This is a genomic window from Paraburkholderia fungorum, assembly GCF_900099835.1.
Classification (GTDB): Bacteria; Pseudomonadota; Gammaproteobacteria; order Burkholderiales; family Burkholderiaceae; genus Paraburkholderia; species Paraburkholderia fungorum_A.
Genome location: NZ_FNKP01000001.1, coordinates 1,278,810 through 1,296,849, shown reverse-complemented (window position 1 = coordinate 1,296,849; position 18,040 = coordinate 1,278,810). Strand labels below are relative to the sequence as shown.

General features: G+C 62.0%; 12 protein-coding genes and 1 tRNA gene. 8 read left to right on the top strand and 5 right to left on the bottom strand.

The window, feature by feature from the left end; all coding sequences use genetic code 11:
• Nucleotides 1-3: 3 nt before the first annotated feature.
• From BLS41_RS05735 to BLS41_RS05710, 6 genes are all read left to right on the top strand, one after another.
• The gene (locus tag BLS41_RS05735) at nt 4-714 is read left to right on the top strand and encodes a VOC family protein (RefSeq protein ID WP_074763420.1); all 711 of its coding nucleotides are present in this window, start codon (nt 4-6) and stop codon (nt 712-714) included.
• 76 nt (nt 715-790) lie between these two features.
• Nucleotides 791-1,987 carry an aminotransferase-like domain-containing protein gene (locus tag BLS41_RS05730; protein WP_074763419.1) on the top strand — a complete coding sequence of 399 codons (1,197 nt, stop codon included), beginning with the start codon at nt 791-793 and terminating at the stop codon, nt 1,985-1,987.
• Between the two features lie 77 nt (nt 1,988-2,064).
• Nucleotides 2,065-2,529: a RidA family protein gene (locus tag BLS41_RS05725; RefSeq protein ID WP_074763418.1), complete on the top strand. Its 465-nt coding sequence runs from the start codon at nt 2,065-2,067 to the stop codon at nt 2,527-2,529.
• Nucleotides 2,530-2,744: 215 nt separating this feature from the next.
• Nucleotides 2,745-3,647 (top strand): PhzF family phenazine biosynthesis protein, encoded by a 903-nt coding sequence (locus BLS41_RS05720; RefSeq protein ID WP_074763417.1) that lies wholly within the window; start codon nt 2,745-2,747, stop codon nt 3,645-3,647.
• A 419-nt stretch (nt 3,648-4,066) separates the two neighbouring features.
• On the top strand, nt 4,067-6,421 hold the full coding sequence (locus BLS41_RS05715; RefSeq protein ID WP_074763416.1) for a bifunctional diguanylate cyclase/phosphodiesterase: 2,355 nt from the start codon (nt 4,067-4,069) through the stop codon (nt 6,419-6,421).
• Nucleotides 6,422-6,597: 176 nt separating this feature from the next.
• Nucleotides 6,598-7,806 (top strand): chromate transporter, encoded by a 1,209-nt coding sequence (locus tag BLS41_RS05710; protein WP_074763415.1) that lies wholly within the window; start codon nt 6,598-6,600, stop codon nt 7,804-7,806.
• Nucleotides 7,807-7,837: 31 nt separating this feature from the next.
• Here the strand turns inward: BLS41_RS05710 and BLS41_RS05705 are convergent, their stop codons facing one another.
• The 5 genes from BLS41_RS05705 to BLS41_RS05685 form a co-directional block, all read right to left on the bottom strand.
• Complete coding sequence (locus tag BLS41_RS05705) at nt 7,838-8,296, bottom strand: CopD family protein (protein ID WP_074763414.1); 459 nt, start codon at nt 8,294-8,296, stop codon at nt 7,838-7,840.
• Between the two features lie 316 nt (nt 8,297-8,612).
• Nucleotides 8,613-10,937, bottom strand: a complete 2,325-nt coding sequence (gene parC / locus BLS41_RS05700) for a DNA topoisomerase IV subunit A (protein WP_074763413.1) — start codon at nt 10,935-10,937, stop codon at nt 8,613-8,615.
• A gap of 86 nt (nt 10,938-11,023) precedes the next feature.
• Entirely contained in the window at nt 11,024-13,009 is a 1,986-nt protein-coding gene (parE, locus tag BLS41_RS05695) for a DNA topoisomerase IV subunit B (protein WP_074763412.1), read from the bottom strand.
• Nucleotides 13,010-13,757: 748 nt separating this feature from the next.
• Nucleotides 13,758-15,695, bottom strand: coding sequence for an ATP-binding cassette domain-containing protein (locus BLS41_RS05690; RefSeq protein ID WP_074763411.1), 1,938 nt, complete (start codon nt 15,693-15,695; stop codon nt 13,758-13,760).
• A 209-nt stretch (nt 15,696-15,904) separates the two neighbouring features.
• A complete protein-coding gene (locus tag BLS41_RS05685) occupies nt 15,905-16,306 on the bottom strand; it encodes a DUF4399 domain-containing protein (RefSeq protein ID WP_074763410.1) in 402 nt (133 codons plus the stop codon).
• 317 nt (nt 16,307-16,623) lie between these two features.
• On the opposite strand from BLS41_RS05685, the gene BLS41_RS05680 reads away from it, so the two are divergent.
• Both BLS41_RS05680 and BLS41_RS05675 read left to right on the top strand, forming a co-directional pair.
• The gene (locus BLS41_RS05680) at nt 16,624-16,815 is read left to right on the top strand and encodes a rubredoxin (protein WP_074763409.1); all 192 of its coding nucleotides are present in this window, start codon (nt 16,624-16,626) and stop codon (nt 16,813-16,815) included.
• 254 nt (nt 16,816-17,069) lie between these two features.
• Nucleotides 17,070-17,144, top strand: a tRNA-Arg gene (locus BLS41_RS05675).
• Nucleotides 17,145-18,040 lie beyond the last annotated feature (896 nt).

Sequence of the window (18,040 nt, the reverse complement as noted above, 5' to 3'; positions counted from 1 at the left end):
GTCATGACCGCTCATCTGCTTCGCCTCGATCACCTCGTGGTTTCCGCCCGCACCCTCGATGAGGGCACGCAGTACGTCGCCGATACGCTTGGCGTCGCCCCGGCGGGCGGTGGCGCGCATCCGCTGATGCGCACCCACAACCGCCTGCTGAATCTGTGGGGCGGCGTGTATCTGGAAGTGATCGCGATCGATCCGGAGGCTTCGTCGTCAACCGGCGCGGCAAATGGCGCGACTAAGGCGGACCAACCCCGTCCCCGCCTGTTCGCGCTGGACGACCCGGCAACGCACGCCAGGCTGGAACGAGGACCGTACCTGTCGCATTGGGTCGCGCGGGTCGAGCGGCCGAAGCAGCTGACGACGTGGCAAACGCAGTATCCGCAGCGCATTGCGCCGGTCGTGCCGATGACGCGTGGCGATTTCACCTGGGGCCTATCGGTCCCGGAAGACGGCGCTTTCCCCGCGTGGCAAGGCGCCGGCGACGGAATCCTGCCTTCGCTGATCCAGTGGGACTCGCTGCGGCATCCGTCGACGGCATTGCCGGAAACGGGCATTGCGCTGAAAGCATTGAAAGGCTCGCATCCGCAAGCCGACCTGATCGGGATGCAACTCGAGTGGCTCGGCGCCGCTCACCTGCTCGATTTGCAGCCCACCGACGGCGCTCCAGCGCTCGTCGCCGAATTCGAAACACCCGAAGGTCTACGGACCCTCAAATAAGACAGCGCGCGCGGGTCGTCAACTCGCGCGATAATTGCAGTTTTGACCGGTTCCAGAGATACCAGCAGAGGAGAGCATGGACCAAAGCGACTTGAAAGCCCCCACGTGGCAATTTTCCGAACGCGCACGCAAACTCACCAGCTCCGCGATTCGCGAGATTCTGAAGGTCACGGAACGGCCCGAAGTCATTTCGTTCGCGGGCGGCCTGCCCTCACCGGCCACCTTCCCCGCTGAACGCATGCGCGAAGCCGCCGACCGCATCCTGCGCGACACGCCCGCCGCAGCGCTGCAATACAGCGCAACCGAAGGCTATGCGCCGCTGCGCGAGTGGATTGCGCAGCGCTATTCGGTCAATGGTGCGCAGATTCGCCCGACCCAAGTGCTGATCACCACCGGTTCGCAACAGGCGCTCGACCTGCTCGGCAAGGTGCTGGTCAACCCGGACAGCCCGGTGCTGGTCGAAACGCCGACCTACCTCGGCGCGCTGCAATCGTTCTCGATGTACGAGCCGAAGTACGTGCAGGTGGCCACCGACGAACAAGGTCTGATCCCGTCGGCATTGACGCCCGAACTGACCGCCGACGCGCGCCTCCTGTACTCGCAGCCGAACTTCCAGAATCCGACCGGCCGCCGTCTGCCGCTCGAACGCCGCATGGCGCTCGCCGAATTCGCGAAGACCGCACCGTTCCCGGTGATCGAAGACGATCCGTACGGCGCGCTCGACTACGCGGGCGAACCGCTGCCGACGATGCTGTCGATGGCGCCGGATCATATCGTCTACCTCGGCTCGTTCTCGAAGGTGCTGGCGCCCGGCTTGCGCGTGGGTTTCATCATCGCGCCGGAAGAATTGATCTTCAAACTCGTGCAGGCCAAGCAGGCCACCGATCTGCACACGCCGAGCTTCACGCAGCGCATCGTGCACGAAGTGATCAAGGACGGCTTCCTCGACACGCACGTGCCGACCATCCGCGAGTTGTACCGCGATCAATGCCAGGCAATGCTGGCGTCGCTCGAACGCTATATGCCCGAAGGCGTGAGCTGGAACCGGCCGGAAGGAGGCATGTTCATCTGGGTCACGCTGCCCGCGCAGATCGACACCATGAAGCTGCTCGAAGAAGCCGTCGCGCAGAATGTCGCGTTCGTGCCGGGCGCGCCTTTCTTCGCCGATAAAGCGCAGAACAACACGCTGCGCCTGTCGTTCGTCACGGTGCCCCCGGCGAAGATCGACGAAGGCGTGTCGCGTATCGCCGCGCTGATCCGCGCGAAGGTTTAAGCGTGTTTTTACACGCTTAAGCATCGCCCTTCGCCCGAACCAAACCGAACGAACCCTTTACCGATCAAGGACGCAACATGGCTAACACGAACGTTTACGACAAGCTCAAGGAACTGGGCATCGAACTGCCCGTCGCCGGTGCGCCGGCAGCCGCGTATGTGATGAGCGCGCAAAGCGGCAACACGGTGTACCTGTCGGGCCACATCGCGAAGAAAGACGGCAAGGTCTGGGCCGGCAAGCTCGGCGCCACGCTGACTACCGAAGAAGGCAAAGTCGCGGCACGCTCCATCGCCATCGACCTGCTCGCCACGCTGCACGCGCATGTGGGCGACCTGAACCGCGTCACGCGCATCGTCAAGCTGATGAGCCTCGTCAACTCGACACCGGACTTCACCGAGCAGCATCTGGTCACCAACGGCGCGTCCGAACTGGTTGCCGATGTGTTCGGCGAGCAAGGCAAGCACGCTCGCTCGGCATTCGGCGTCGCGCAGATTCCGCTCGGCGCGTGCGTCGAAATTGAGATGATCGCGGAAGTCGCTTAAGTCGAGTCAGAAACGGGATCAGAAGTTCGCCTAATGAAAGCCACGAAGGCAATGCGGCCAGCATAAGCTGACGGCTTGCCCGGCAATCCTTCAGAACGCGTCGCGCGGTGCCAGTCACCCGCGACGCGTTTTGCTTTTGTGACGAGGTGGTCTGTTCACGTCCCAGCAGATAGAATCCGCGAATCTATTCACCGTCTGATTCGCTGGACCGCGCCATGCCCGCCCACATCGTTCGCTTCAAACAGGTCGACGTGTTCACGTCGGTGCCCTTCAAGGGCAATCCGCTCGCCGTCGTATTCGACGCCGACTCGCTCGATGCCGAACAGATGCAAGCCATCGCGCATTGGACCAATTTGTCCGAGACGACCTTTCTGTTGAAGCCGACCGATCCGGCCGCCGACTATCGCGTACGCATTTTCACGACGCACGGTGAATTGCCTTTCGCGGGTCATCCGACGCTGGGCACAGCGCATGCGTTGCTCGAAAGCGGGTATCAGCCGAAGCAGGCAGGCAAGCTGGTGCAGCAATGCGCGAAAGGTCTCATTGAACTGGAAGCGCTCACCGATTCCGCCGATGCCGCGAATCACGCATGGGCCTTCGCCGCGCCGCCTGCGCGAGTCACGCCGTTGGCCGAAGATCGTTATGCGGCGCTGTCTAAGGCTTTACGTAGCGACGCAATCGACTTCAGCGCACAGCCCTGCGCGGTCGACAATGGTGCACCGTGGCTCGTCGTGCGCGTCAATTCCGCGCGCGATTGCCTCGCACTCGACCCCGATTCCGCGGCGCTCGCCGACATCGTTCACTCCGTCGACACCCACGGGCTCGCCGTCTACGGCCCGCACGACGCCGACGGCCCCGCGACTTTCGAAGTGCGTTGCCTGATGGCGGGCGGCGGCTTCGGTATTGGTGAAGACCCCGTTACCGGCAGTGCCAACGCTGCGCTCGCCGGCCTTCTGAGCATGCAACAGCGACGCCCCGGCACGCACTACACCGCGCGTCAGGGAACGGCACTCGGACGCGCGGGCCAGGTTTCCGTGCATTACGACGACGCACGCGACAAAACGTGGATCGGCGGCGCGTCGGTAACGATTGTCGACGGCACGATACGGCTGCCGTAAGCGAGACAGCCTGAATCGTATCGGCCCCGCGTTTCAACATTGCGTTTTAACAATTGACAATTGATGCGTCGCGCATTGCAAGAGACCCGCGACAGACCTGGCACCCCTTAACACTGAACCGATGAAACACTTGAAACGACTGTCGGGTTTGCCGCATCAAGACCTGTCGCGCTGTTGTGAACCCAGCCGAACGGGATGGTTTGTTGCGCCCGCGTATACCCGATGCGCGGACGCTTCCTTAATCCAGTGTCATTAAGTAAGATCGAAACGTACCCTATGACCTATGGACGGTCAGCCACGGCGCCACTCCTCCTGCTCAGCAGTTCCGGCACCCCGGTCACGATGCAGCCATCCATGAAACCAGCGCAGTCGTTGCTAGCGCGTTTGCAACCGGCCGGCACCCAGGCACGGGCCTCCCGATGAGTCAATCACGCTTCTCCGAGCAGCGCGAAGCCAAACCTCGCCGCGATCCGGCCGTATCGCGCAGACGAGCTTTGCTTGTCATTCCCGCGCTCGGCGTACTGGTCCTGATCCTGCTTTGGACCGTGATCTTCGCGCGTCTGTCGGTCGAAAAAGAAGCCACTTATCGTGAAGCAATGGCGTCTTCTGCCATTCTTTCTGCGGCGCTGGAGCAGCACACGATCAAGGCGATTCACCAGGTCGACCAGATCACCCGCTTCGTCAAATACGAGTTCGAGAAAACGCCGGATCATTTCGATCTCGCGAGCACGGTCGAAAAAGGCGTCGTGCAAAGCGAGACGCTGGTGCAGGTATCGCTGATCGACGAACACGGCACGCTGATCTCCAACACGACCGACCTCAATCCGAAACATATCGATCTGTCCGACCGCGAGCACTTCAAGGTCCACGAGCACGAGAACGACGATCAGTTGTATATCAGCAAGCCCGTGCTCGGCCGCATTTCCGGCCACTGGACCTTGCAGATGACGCGTCGTCTGAATCACCCGGACGGCTCGTTCGCGGGCGTCGTGGTGGTGTCCGAAGACCCCAGCTATTTCACCAGCGACTTCTACAACAACGCGGCGATCGGCCATGACGGCGTCATCGCGGTGATCTCGGACAACGGCACCGTGCTCGCGCGGCGCACCGGCGGCGCCGAAAGCGCGAACGGCGTGTTCACGGCGAGCGGCACCTATCCGACCTCGGAACACGTGTCGGGCACCTACGTCGATTCGATCGACAACGTCACGCGTATCGTGTCGTACCGGCATATCGACGGTTATCCGCTCGGCGTGCTGGTGGGTCTTTCGCAAGCCGAAGAATTCGCCGACTACAACCACACGCGCGACGTCTATCTGCTGATGGCGGGTTTCATCTCACTCGCCATGCTGAGCTTCTTCGCGGTCGCCACGGGTTTGATCGGCAAGCTGCTCGGCCGCGAGCGCGAGATGACGCACCTGGTCGAATACGATCTGCTCACGGGCTTGCGCAACCGTTACGCGACGCTGCAAACGCTGCGGCACGACGTGGCGCAACCGGCCAACCTGGGCCGCCTCGCGATCCTCTTTATCGACCTCGACAACTTCAAGACCGTCAACGACACGCTCGGCCACAACGCCGGTGACATCGTGCTGCAAATGACCGCGTCCCGGCTCGCCAGCGCGGTCGGCGAGCAAGGCGCGTTGAGTCGCATCGGCGGCGACGAGTTCGTCGTCGTGATCAAAGGCGACGACGTCGAGAAGCGCGCGGTCACGCTGGCCGAAGCGGCGGCGGAAGCCTTCGCCACCGCATTCGAAGTACGCGGCAGTTCGTTCGTGCTGCATGCGAGTATCGGCATCGCGCTCTACTCGGTCGCGAACGAAAGCGAAATCGACCTGCTGAAAAAGGCCGACCTCGCGATGTACAGCGCGAAAGACGCGGGCAAGAACTGCTACCAGTTCTATTCACCGCAACTGTCGCACCGAGCGGATCATCTGATGCGTTGGGAGCAGCAATTGCGTGTCGCGCTCAACGAAGGGCAACTGTTTCTCGCGTATCAGCCGAAGATCGATTTGACGCGTCGTTGCATTACCGGCTTCGAAGCGCTGGCCAGATGGAATCATCCGCAACACGGGTTAATTCCGGCGAACGAGTTCATTCCGGTTGCCGAATCGACCGGGCTGATCGTGCCGATCGGCGACTTCGTGATCGAGACCGCGTGTCAGCAACTTGCGCTGTGGCAGCAGCAGGGCTACGACACGCTGTCGCTGGCGGTGAATATTTCGGCGGTGCAGTTCTGGCGCGGCGACCTGTATTCGACCGTGTCGCGCGCCATCGAGGAAACCGGCATCTCCGCGCGCCGCCTGGAACTCGAAATCACCGAGACGGCGATGATGGAATACCCGGAACTCGTCTCCGAGAAAATCTTCGCGCTGAAACGCCTCGGCGTGCGAATCGCGCTCGACGATTTCGGTACCGGCTATTCGTCGCTGTCCTATCTGAACCGCTTTTCGGTCGATACGCTGAAGGTGGACCGTTCGTTCGTCCAGGCGATTCCCGGCGACCGCAGCGTCTGCGTGATGGTGACGGCAATCGTCAATCTGGCGCGCTCGCTCGGGCTCACGGTGGTGGTCGAAGGCACCGAAACCGAAGAGCAGATTGCGTGGCTCGCCGCGCTCGGCCATATCGAGGCGCAAGGTTTCCTTTTCTCTCGTCCGGTCCCGGTCGAGGCGATTCCGGCACTGCTCGAACGCTTCGGTGTATGCGGGATGACTGGCCAGTCGGCCGCCCAGGAAACCGACAATACGAGCAGCGTATCCAGCACCAATAGCTGAGCACCCAGCCTCTCTTTTCGGTCATTTTCGTTCTGTACCGCTGCGTCATAAAACCGGCTACATTCACGCTGTAAGGTTGACAGCGTGACGCCGGCCGCCAGCGATGCGACCATCTTGCGTCACACGACGATGATCCCAAAGGGCGGGCCGCCCGCGTGCCGGGCTCCCGTGACGCCATGCAGACGATCACGAGCCAGGATGCCGCGAAACGAGGTGAACGGGAGCCGCTATGGACGCTATTTCGCGTCGTGCTCGGTTTGTCCGCGTTGTCGTGGGGCGGCCTTGCGCTGATGGCGCAACTCGAACACCACTATGTCGAACGCGAGGGACGCCTGTCGCGCGTCGCGTTCTCGGATCTGATCGCGCTTGCATGGATGGTGCCCGGCCCGGTCGGATGCAACGTCGCCGTGCAGCTCGGGCACGCGCTGCGCGGACGCGCCGGCGCGTGGGTCGCGGGCATTGCGAGCGTGCTGCCCTTTTTCACGTTGATGACGCTGTTCGCGATCTTCTACCGCACGCCACTCGTGCGCGCCGCCGCATCGCAAACATTGCTCAATCACTTCAGCGTCGTGCTGGCCACGTTGATTGCCGTCACCTGGTACAAGCAGACGCGCACGCTGGTGCGCGGCAAACTCGAATGGCTCGCCGCGCTGCTCGGTTGCGTGGCGCTTTTCTATGCGCGCAGTCCGGCCGCTTATGTCGCGATGCTCGGCGCTGCATTCGGCGCGGGCTGGGTGGTCAGTCCGATTCGCCATGCACGCCTTGTCGTGTCGCTCAAACGCGGCGACTGGCAGATGCTCGCGGCGCTGTGCATGTTGTTGATAGTGTTCGCGCTGCCGCTGCCGCATCGCTATGACCTCGCGTTGCTGTGGCCGCGTCTCGCGGGAGCCGGCATGACATTGTTCGGCGGCGGATTTTCAGCGCTGCCGGTGCTGAAGACGCTATTCGTCACGCCGGCAATCGGCGTATCGGATAACGACTTCACGCTGGCGTTTTCGCTGTCGCCGCTATCGCCGGGACCGCTGTTGAATGTGGTGCCGTTCTTCGGCTATCTGGTGGACGGTTGGGTGGGCGCGCTGATTGCAACGCTCGCGTTATTCGTGCCGTCGGGCTGCCTGGTCGTACTGGCGCAACGGCATCTGCATCAGTTGAAGACGAATCCGCGCTTCGAGCACGGCATGCGGATTTTGCGCGCGGTCACGACCGCGTTTCTCGCCGTGGCCGTGTTGCGGATTGCCGCACACGTGCCCTTCAAACCGGTCTATCTGGTGACCGCGCTGTTCTCCGGCATGTGCTTCGCGAAACTGAAGGTGCCGGTGTACGCGGTCTATGCGACGGTCGCCGTGGTGTGCGGTTTGTGGTTCACGTTCGGCACGCTGCCTTGAGCAAAACAGCGCGCCGATTCAAACATAAATCTCAGAACCCACGCGACAGCACTGCGACGCCGATCGTCACCACGCCGAGCACGATATTGATCAGCACCAGACGCCGGATCGTGCCAACCGCCTGCGCACCGTCCGGCCACTTTTGCGCCTGCACTGCGCGGCGAATACGCGGGAAAACGGCGAAACGGATGTGCCCGAAAATCAGCATCATCACGATGCCGAGGCCGGCCATTGCATGCAGGGGCCAGGTGGCGTGACCGCCGCCGAATTGCATCAGCAGGAAACCGCCGCTCAACAGGATAATCAGAACCGCGGCGGCAACCCAGTTGAAGAAGCGCCCAAACACTGATTCCCACAAAGGCAGGCGTAATTGCGGCGAGAGATCGGCAATCGCCGGGCGCAGACAGAAGTGCGCGAAGATCATCCCACCTACCCACACTGCAACCGCGAGCAGATGGAGAAAGAGCGCGAGTTCGATAGCTTTATTCATTTTGTTTTCCTCTCCCGACGACACCACAACCGCTTGGGACGATTGATATTAACAGCGGCTTTGAGCGCGTTCGACCGCGCGCTGTGCCGGCAGTTCCGGGTGCCCATGGCTTTCCAGTGGATTCTTTAATTGTTATTGCAGCGCGCCCCGATGTTGCAGCGCTGCTCCCCGTATTTTCTACACGCTTTTTGTTGCATGCCGATGCAGCGTAATAGCAAAGATAACGGCAATGGCAATGACCTTTGCCCCAAAACCATCAGCCCGGCAAGCGCCCCGCATGCTAGCAGACGCCCGCCGTGCTTCACGTCAGGCTTTGTCAATTCGCCAGGACCGGACGCATCCCGTCGAGCTTCATCTTGCTCTCCGGCGTACGCCCCTTGCGTGCACGCTTGCCGACATGCGGCGCGAGCGCGGCGCTGGTGAGCTTCTCTTCGTCCACGCGACCACCGCGACGCGTGCCGATCAACACGACGCCCGCCTGATTGATAGCCAGTGCCTGCGCGAGCGTTTCGTTGTCGTCGAGCGCCATGAGCGTGACGCCGCGTCCGCCGCCCGACAGCGTCTTCATCTCGTCGAGACCGAACACCAGCAGACGTCCGCCCGACGACAGACATGCAATTTGCGTCGCGTCCGGCAGCATCGGCATCGGCGCGAGCGGCGCGGCGCCGGCGTCGATCGTCATGAAGGACTTGCCCGCCTTCACGCGGCTGACCATATCGCCAACCTTCGCGATAAAGCCGAAGCCGTTGCTCGACGCCAGCAGCAACGCCTGATCGGCGGACGCTGCGTAGTAATGCATCAGGTGGCTGCCCGACTCCAGTTCGATCAGCGACGTGACCGGCACGCCGTCGCCGCGACCGCCCGGCAGCAACGCCACCGCGACCGAATAGACCCGCCCGTTGCTGCCCCACGCGACCAGCGTGTCCGGCGTACGGCACTGGAATGCCGCGTACAGCCCGTCGCCAGCCTTGAACGTGAAGCCCGCCGTATCCAGACCGTGGCCCTTCAACGCGCGTACCCAGCCCTTCTGCGACACCACCACCGTGACCGGTTCGTCGACCACGCGCGCTTCGAACGTTGCGCGCTTTTCCTGCTGGATCAGCGTACGGCGCTCGTCGCCATATTGTTTCGCATCGCCTTCGATTTCCTTGATGAGCAGACGCTTCATCGCCGACTCGCTGCCGAGCAGGTCTTCGAGCTTGGCCTTTTCGTCGCGCAGTTCGGACAGTTCCTTCTCGATCTTGATCTTTTCGAGCCGCGCCAATTGACGCAAGCGGATCTCGAGAATGTCCTCGGCCTGACGATCGGACAAACCGAACGCGGCCATCAACGCAACCTTCGGTTCGTCGGATTCGCGAATGATGCGGATGACTTCGTCGATATTCAAAAAGACGATCATCCGCCCTTCGAGAATATGAATCCGGTCGTCCACCTTCGACAGACGATGACGCGTGCGACGCGTGACCGTCGCGAAGCGGAACGCGATCCACTCGTTGAGGATCTCGCTCAAGCCCTTCTGACGCGGCCGCCCATCGCCGCCGACCATCACCATGTTCAGCGATGCGTTCGACTCCAGGCTCGTATGCGCGAGCAGCGAGGTCACAAACTCGGTCTGATCGATACGGCTCGACTTCGGCTCGAACACGAGGCGCACCGGCGCGTCCTTGCCGGACTCGTCGCGCACGGCGTCGAGCAGACCGAGCATGGTCTGCTTGGTCTGCAACTGTTCGGGCGTGAGCGTCTTCTTGCCGAGCTTGATCTTCGGATTGGTCTGCTCTTCGATTTCTTCGAGCACCTTCTGCGCGGCCGTGTTCGGCGGCAATTCGGTGATCACCAGTTGCCACTGGCCACGCGCGAGGTCTTCGATTTTCCAGCGCGCACGCACCTTCAGGCTGCCACGACCGGCTTCGTACGCCGCCGAGATTTCCGCTTCGCTCGAAATGATCTGACCGCCGCCCGGGAAATCCGGACCCGGTACGAACTGCATCAACTCCGCGTGCGACAGCTTCGGATTGCGGATCAACGCAACCGCCGCAGCCGCGACTTCGCGCAGATTGTGCGACGGGATTTCCGTCGCCAGGCCCACCGCGATACCCGATGCGCCGTTCAGCAAAACGAACGGCAGACGCGCGGGCAGCGTCTTCGGCTCCTCGAACGAGCCGTCGTAGTTCGGCATGAAATCGACCGTGCCCTGGTTGATTTCATCGAGCAGCAGTTTTGCGATCGGCGTGAGACGCGCTTCCGTGTACCGCATCGCCGCCGCGCCGTCGCCGTCGCGCGAGCCGAAATTGCCCTGGCCGTCGATCAGCGGATAGCGCATCGAAAAGTCTTGCGCGAGACGCACCAGTGCGTCGTACGCCGACTGGTCGCCGTGCGGGTGATATTTACCGAGCACGTCGCCGACCACGCGCGCCGACTTGACCGGCTTCGCGTTGTCGGCGAGGCCCATCTCGTTCATCGCGAACAGGATGCGGCGCTGCACCGGCTTCTGGCCGTCGCACACGTCCGGCAACGCGCGGCCCTTGACCACGCTGACCGCGTATTCGAGGTACGCGCGTTCCGCGTAGTTGCCGAGCGTCAGGAAGTCGCCTTCCGGGGGCGGTGGCTCGTTGAAAAGGTCGAGAGAGTTATCGTCGTCCATCTAGATTCCGTATCCGTGTTTGGCTTGAAGTCTGGTTTGAATTTGAGTGCGGGGAGCGGGCTTCGAGGCCCGCTAAAAAACCACGCTCAGATATCCGCTTCCACTTCGTTGCCCTTTTCTTCGAGCCAGCTACGCCGCGACGCCGCTTCGCCCTTGCCCATCAGCATCGTCATGCGCGCGACCGTCGCGTCGTAGTCGAGATCGCCCAGCGCGACCGGTTGCAGACGGCGCGTGTCGGGGTTCATCGTCGTGTCCCACAGTTGTTCCGCGCTCATTTCGCCGAGGCCCTTGAAGCGGCTGATCGACCATTGCGTGTCGCGCACGCCGTCCTTGCGCAGCTTGTCGAGGATCGCTTCGAGTTCGCCTTCGTCGAGTGCGTAGAGCTTCTGCGCGGGCTTCTTGCCGCGCGCGGGCGCATCGACGCGGAACAGCGGCGGACGCGCGACGCACACATGCCCACGCTCGATCAGTTGCGGGAAGTGTTTGAAGAACAGCGTGAGCAGCAGCACCTGAATGTGCGAGCCGTCGACGTCCGCGTCCGACAGAATGCAGATCTTGCCGTAGCGCAGATTCGACAGATCGACCTTGTCGTCCGGGCTATGCGGATCGACGCCGATCGCCACCGAAATGTCGTGCACTTCGTTGTTCGCAAACAGCCGGTCGCGCTCGGTTTCCCACGTGTTCAGCACCTTGCCGCGCAGCGGCAGGATCGCCTGATATTCCTTGTCGCGGCCCATTTTCGCGGAGCCGCCCGCCGAGTCGCCCTCGACGAGGAACAGTTCGTTGCGGCCGATTTCCGTCGATTCGCAATCGGTCAGCTTGCCCGGCAACACGGCCACGCCCGAACTCTTGCGCTTCTCGACCTTCTGCCCGGCGCGCGTGCGCGCCTGCGCCTGCTTGATGACGAGGTCAGCCAGTTTCTTGCCGTGCTCGACGTGCTGATTCAGCCACAACTCCAGCGCCGGACGCGCGAACGACGACACCAGCTTGACCGCGTCGCGGCTATTCAGACGCTCCTTGATCTGCCCTTGAAACTGCGGATCGAGCACCTTCGCCGACAGCACGAACGACACGCGCGCGAACACGTCTTCGGCGAGCAGTTTCACGCCCTTCGGCTGCAGGTTGTGCAACTCGACGAAGCTCTTGACCGCCTGGAACAGACCGTCGCGCAAACCGGATTCGTGCGTGCCGCCCGCAGGCGTCGGAATCAGGTTCACGTACGACTCGCGCATCAGCGTGCCTTCCTCGCTCCACGCGACAACCCATGCCGCGCCCTCACCTTCGGCGAAGGTTTCTTCGCTCGAACGCGAGCTTTCCGCGTAACGCTCACCCTCGAACAGCGGGATCAGCAGATCGCTGCCGTTCATGCCTTCGAGCAGATAGCCGCGCAGACCGTCTTCGTATTTCCAGCTTTGCTGCTCGCCGGTTTTCTCGTTGATGAGCGTGACTTCGACGCCCGGCAACAGCACCGCTTTCGAGCGCAGCAGACGTTGCAGTTCGCCGAGCGGCAGATTCGGCGAGTCGAAATATTTTGGATTGGCCCACGCGGTGACGCGCGTGCCGGATTTCTTTTCGCCCTTCGCGGCGGCGCGAACTTCGAGTTCTTTGGCGACGTCGCCATTGGCAAAGCTCAGCGCGGCCACTTTGCCGTCGCGCCACACGGTGACGTCGAGGCGAGTGGACAGCGCGTTGGTGACCGACACGCCGACGCCGTGCAGGCCGCCCGAGAACGTGTAGGCACCGCCGGCGGCTTTATCGAACTTGCCGCCTGCATGCAGGCGCGTGAAAACGATTTCGACGACCGGCACGCCCTCTTCGGGATGCAGGCCGAACGGAATGCCACGGCCGTCGTCTTCGACCGAGACCGAATGGTCGGCGTGCAGCGTGACGGTAATTTGCCGGCCGTGGCCGCCGAGGGCCTCGTCCGACGCGTTGTCGATGACTTCCTGAATGATGTGCAGCGGATTTTCGGTGCGGGTGTACATCCCGGGCCGTTGCTTGACCGGCTCGAGGCCCTTCAACACCTTGATCGACGCTTCGCTATACGCGGCGTTTGGCTTTTTCGTAGACATGGTTGACTCGGGTGCGTCGGTTCATCGTTGTCCACAGGTCCTGTTCATAAGTCCGTGGACAATGCGTTGAGTTTTCAAAAAAAGCGAAACGAAACAACGGGGTTAGGTGGAGTGCCCGCAGTGCGGGCAAACTGTTTGTCGCGCGGCTTCCCGTTGGCGCGCTCGACGGCGAAGTGGAACCGGTGTGCGCCCGTTCAACGTCGACTCGGGCCGAGCGGCAATCGTCGAATGCCGACAATCGGTGCGAACGCCGGGGAAGCCTGTTCGCGGGGTATTTTACTGATTTCGAATCAGGCGGCAATTGACGATGCGCGGAATTAGCCGTTTGGATAAGGCCCGGTGGGTCGAATGGCGCTCCGGGCGGCTTGATTTGCGATTTCGGATACGGGTTTGACGGCAAAGGTTGTGCGGTCTTTCGGCGCTGTCTTGCGGGGCGTGTCGCTACGCTTGCAACGTGCGTGTTGTTGCCCCTTGCTCTTTCGCATTGCCGTTTTTAGGGGCGTAGACCTTTGCCGGATTTCGCTGAGTGGCCTCGCAGCCGCGTGCCGTCGTTCGCCCGCTGTTCAACTGCCGCTGCTGTGCTCGCGCGTCTCTGCACCAACCAGATGCCTGCTACGACGCCAGCACACTGCGTCAGCTTTCGCAGCGCCGACTGCAAACCTGCAATCGGGCCGCGCCAACACCACTCTGCCTACAACCCACCTTCGCCACTCGATTCGCGCGCAGGGCCACCCACGCGCCGTCTACATCACTTGCGCCGCTTTTCCAGCTCGTCCCAACGTTCCAGCGCGATCAGCAGCTCTTCGTCGATCGCGGCGTAGCGTTCGGTCAGCCGCGTGCCTTCCTTCGGGTCTTTGGCGAAAACCGAACCGTCCTCGAGTTGAGCACCAATAGTTTTCTGCTCGGATTCCAGCGCAGCGATTTGCCCGGGCAGAGCCTCCAGTTCGCGCTGCTCCTTGAACGACAGCTTCGCGCCGCGCTGCACATTGCGGCCTGCTCCAGCATCCTTGGCGGGCGCCGACTCTTTGACCGCTTCCTTATTGGCTTCCTTCTGCGCTTCCACCGCCATTTTCTGCGAGCGGTCGCGCTGAATCTGCCAGTCGGTGAAGCCGCCGACGTACTCGCGCCACTTGCCCTCGCCTTCCGACGCGATCACCGACGTCGCGACGTTATCCAGAAACGCGCGGTCGTGGCTGACCAGCAGAACCGTGCCGTCGTATTCGGTGAGCAGTTCTTCGAGCAGTTCGAGCGTGGGAATGTCGAGGTCGTTGGTCGGTTCGTCGAGCACCAGCACGTTGGCCGGACGCGCGAACAGACGTGCGAGCAGCAGACGGTTACGCTCGCCGCCCGACAGCGACTTGACCGGCGAACGCGCGCGTTCCGGCGCAAACAGGAAGTCGCCGAGATAGCTCATCACGTGCTTCTTCTGGCCGTTGACTTCGACCCATTCGCTGCCGGGGCTGATCGTGTCCGCGAGGCTCTTTTCCAGATCGAGCTGCGCGCGCATCTGGTCGAAATAAGCGACTTGCAGATTGGTGCCGACGCGCACCGTGCCTTCGTCCGGCGGAAGTTCGCCGAGGATCATCTTGAGCAGCGTGGTTTTACCCGCGCCGTTCGGACCGACGAAGCCGATCTTGTCGCCGCGCATGACCGTGGCGGTGAAGTTGTCGACCACCGTGCGCGAACCGTAGCGTTTGGTGACATCGGTCAACTCGGCGACGATCTTGCCCGACTTCTCGCCCTGACCGACGTCGAGCTTGACGTTGCCCTGCACGTTACGGCGTTCGGCGCGCTGATTGCGCATCTCCACGAGCCGCGCAATACGGCCGACGCTGCGCGTGCGGCGCGCTTCGACGCCCTTGCGAATCCACACTTCTTCCTGCGCGAGCAGCTTGTCGGCCTTGTCGTTTTCGACGCGCTCGATTTCCAGTTGCTGCGCCTTGCGCTCCTGGTACGCCGAGAAATTTCCCGGATACGACAGCAAACGTCCGCGATCCAGTTCGACGATGCGCGTGGCGACGCGGTCGAGAAACGCGCGGTCGTGGGTAATGAACAGCAGGCCGGTACGCAGCGACACCAGCAATTCTTCGAGCCAGCGGATGCCGTCGAAATCGAGGTGGTTGGTCGGCTCGTCGAGCAGCAGCACGTCGGGCTGCACGACCAGCGCGCGCGCCAGCGCCACGCGCTTTTGCATGCCGCCCGACAGCGAGCCGACGCGCAATTCGCCATTCAGGCCGATCTGCTGCAGCGTGGTGGCCACGCGGGTGCTCCAGTTCCACGCATCTGCGGCGTCCAGCGACGATTGCAGCGTGTTCATGCGCGACATCAGCGCGTCGTGTTCCGCGCCTTCCGGCTCGTCCGCGAGCTGGTTGGCAACCACGTCGAATTCGTCCAGCAAAGCACGGGCGTGCGTCAGACCGGCGGCGACCGCGTCGAACACGGTGTCGTCCTTATCGAACTCCGGCTCCTGCGGTACGTAGACCGTGGTCAGATTCTGCTGACGCGTGACGAGGCCGTCGTCGGGCTTCGCCAGATCGGCGACGATCGTCAGCAGCGACGACTTGCCCGCGCCGTTGCGGCCGATCAGCCCGACGCGTTCGCCCGCTTCGAGAGAAAAATCCGCGTGATCGAGCAACGCGACGTGACCGAACGCCAGTTGGGCCCCGGTAATGGTGTAAAGCGACATGGAGAAATTGGCAGAAGACAGCGATGAATCGGAACTGCTCATTGTACCGGGCGCGCGCCCGGGTGCCTGTCTGCCGGAAGATATAGGCCGACGGCCGGCTTGAGAAGCGTGAACCGGCCGCGCAATCAGCGCGACAGCGGCTTTGTCTGTCTTGACGCAAAGCACAGCCAGCCGGCGTTTGCACCCGCCCGGCCGTTGAATCCGGCGATTTACTTCACGTGCACCGTGATGGTCTTGCTCATTTCGGGACCATACGACCGATGCGCGCCGTCGCCGAATTGCAGCGTCAGCGTGTGGTCGCCCGGCGGCAGCGTCAGATCCGTTTCGGTCTGACCCTTGCCGAAGTGCAGCGATTTGTCACTAACGGGAATGACCTCGCCCTTGGGCAAGCCCTTACCGTCGATCAGCAGATGATGATGGCCCGTGCCTTCCGTCACTGTTCCGGCCGGCGCGACTTTCATGCCCTCGACCGCGAACACGACGTGTACCGGATTGCTGACCGTTGCACCGTCTGCCGGCTGCACAAAAGACACGCCTGCCGCCTGCGCCACGCCTGAGACGGCGAGCAGTCCGGCCAATGCTGCGCTAGCCAACCATTTGTTTTTAAACATCGTTTTTCTCCTTTGGGAAACGAAAGTCATGCGCGGACCGGTTCGGCCGCCGACCTTGCCGCTGCCTGGGACCGATGGTCGCAATGCATGCCAGGCGCGGCCCGCGCCTGTCCAACCAATAGCTGCGGATCAAAGCATACACGGTGTGTATGGCGAGATTCGTCCAGTGGGTCGGAGTTGTCGAGGACGCGTTGCGGCGGTGCCGCATCGGCAGTTTGCGGTCGAATTGACAAATTCCGGTAATATTGCGGGTTGCCGCGTTGCCCAAAAAAGGGGCAGATTATGCGGGCCATGCATTGACTAGAGAAGAGTACGCCGTGAGCGATGTAATTGATTTGATTGAATATAAGAGCTGGGTCTGCCTGATTTGCGGCTGGATCTACAACGAGGAAGAAGGCTTGCCCGAAGAAGGCATTGCACCGGGCACGCGCTTCGCCGCGATTCCGGAAGACTGGCGCTGCCCGTTGTGCGACGTGGGCAAGGCGGAATTTGCCGTCGTGGAGTTCTGATCTGGCTTGACTTGAACGGGCGCGCCGGGTGAATGGCGTGTCGCGGAGGTCGGTCGGTACGGTCCAGCAGGTGCAAGCCTCTGGGCCGTTTGTTTTTTGGGCGATGGTTGCGAGTAGTGGGCGCAGGACTTTCCGGCCCTCCTCGCGCTCAGGCTCGTTTGATATACTCTGCGCTCGCTGGTGAATCCGGAGTTGCCCGTCCTCGCAGTCTTTGTCTCGCGTCGGGATGCGGTGATTGTTCCGGTTTGGTCCATCTCCCTGTAGTTCAATGGATAGAACAAGTGCCTCCTAAGCGCTAGATACAGGTTCGATTCCTGTCAGGGGGACCAACTACCTTCCCAGCCTCTCCCAAGTTTGCCCAGAAAAGCCCCGTATGCCTTGCGCTGCGGGGCTTTTTGCTGTCGTCGTTGCCAAGGTTGTCCAATACAAACCAAACTTCTTGGTGGCATCGGTGCGGCCATCCTTCCGATGCTCCCAAACGATGCCCAAGCAGATCGCCCCGCTAAATGAGCTCTAAATCCGCAAGGCGAAGCCAGCGGAAAAAACATATCGCCTCGCCGACGGCAAGAGGCTGTATCTCGAGGTGATGCCTAACGGCGCCCATCGATTAACAATCTGGCGCCCTCCGGAAACCAACTACGACGGCTGCCTCGGAAACGTCAAGGGTCAGTCTTCGAACGCCCAGCCGGCAGAGGCGCGGTTCAAATATCACCGGCATCGTCCATCCTGAGATTTCAGCTCTCATTCCTTCCTGACTTCGGGTTGTGAGCGACGGGCGATAGCGAAAAATTCCCCGTCCACACGCATTGCTCAGGCTTACTACCCGTGGCACTGGCCGCTGCACTGAGGCATCATCTCAGCGCCAGAATTCGGCGTAATCACGAAAACCCGTACAAATTGAAAGGATCAGAAATGAGAAGGCCCGGCACTATGGTAATCGCTGCGACGTTCGTTGCCGCCTTGGTCAGCGGCTGCGCGACAGTGGCCGAGAAGAATACTGACCAGTGTGAGCAGACAATGCAGGCGCATGCTGAGCCGGCGCTGGTGTCTGTAACGCACATCGAGACATCGCCGGACGGAAGCACTGTTACCGTGAGCGGCAAGATGGAAGATCAGCGCAATTCGACCGTTGTATCCGCACAGGCTGAGTGCCGGTTCAATGGAAAGTCGCTCTCATCTTTCCGTTGGCTTGCACCCACGAACCGCGGGGCTGGACAATGAGTCG

Bases quoted from the DNA above. Each gene is read 5' to 3' on its own strand.
- BLS41_RS05720 (WP_074763417.1), top strand. From the start codon at position 2,745: ATGCCCGCCCACATCGTTCGCTTCAAACAGGTCGACGTGTTCACGTCG.
- BLS41_RS05730 (WP_074763419.1), top strand. From the start codon at position 791: ATGGACCAAAGCGACTTGAAAGCCCCCACGTGGCAATTTTCCGAACGC.
- parE (WP_074763412.1), bottom strand. From the start codon at position 13,009: ATGTCTACGAAAAAGCCAAACGCCGCGTATAGCGAAGCGTCGATCAAG.
- BLS41_RS05735 (WP_074763420.1), top strand. From the start codon at position 4: ATGACCGCTCATCTGCTTCGCCTCGATCACCTCGTGGTTTCCGCCCGC.
- BLS41_RS05710 (WP_074763415.1), top strand. From the start codon at position 6,598: ATGCAGACGATCACGAGCCAGGATGCCGCGAAACGAGGTGAACGGGAG.
- parC (WP_074763413.1), bottom strand. From the start codon at position 10,937: ATGGACGACGATAACTCTCTCGACCTTTTCAACGAGCCACCGCCCCCG.
- BLS41_RS05715 (WP_074763416.1), top strand. From the start codon at position 4,067: ATGAGTCAATCACGCTTCTCCGAGCAGCGCGAAGCCAAACCTCGCCGC.
- BLS41_RS05705 (WP_074763414.1), bottom strand. From the start codon at position 8,296: ATGAATAAAGCTATCGAACTCGCGCTCTTTCTCCATCTGCTCGCGGTT.
- BLS41_RS05690 (WP_074763411.1), bottom strand. From the start codon at position 15,695: ATGTCGCTTTACACCATTACCGGGGCCCAACTGGCGTTCGGTCACGTC.
- BLS41_RS05725 (WP_074763418.1), top strand. From the start codon at position 2,065: ATGGCTAACACGAACGTTTACGACAAGCTCAAGGAACTGGGCATCGAA.
- BLS41_RS05685 (WP_074763410.1), bottom strand. From the start codon at position 16,306: ATGTTTAAAAACAAATGGTTGGCTAGCGCAGCATTGGCCGGACTGCTC.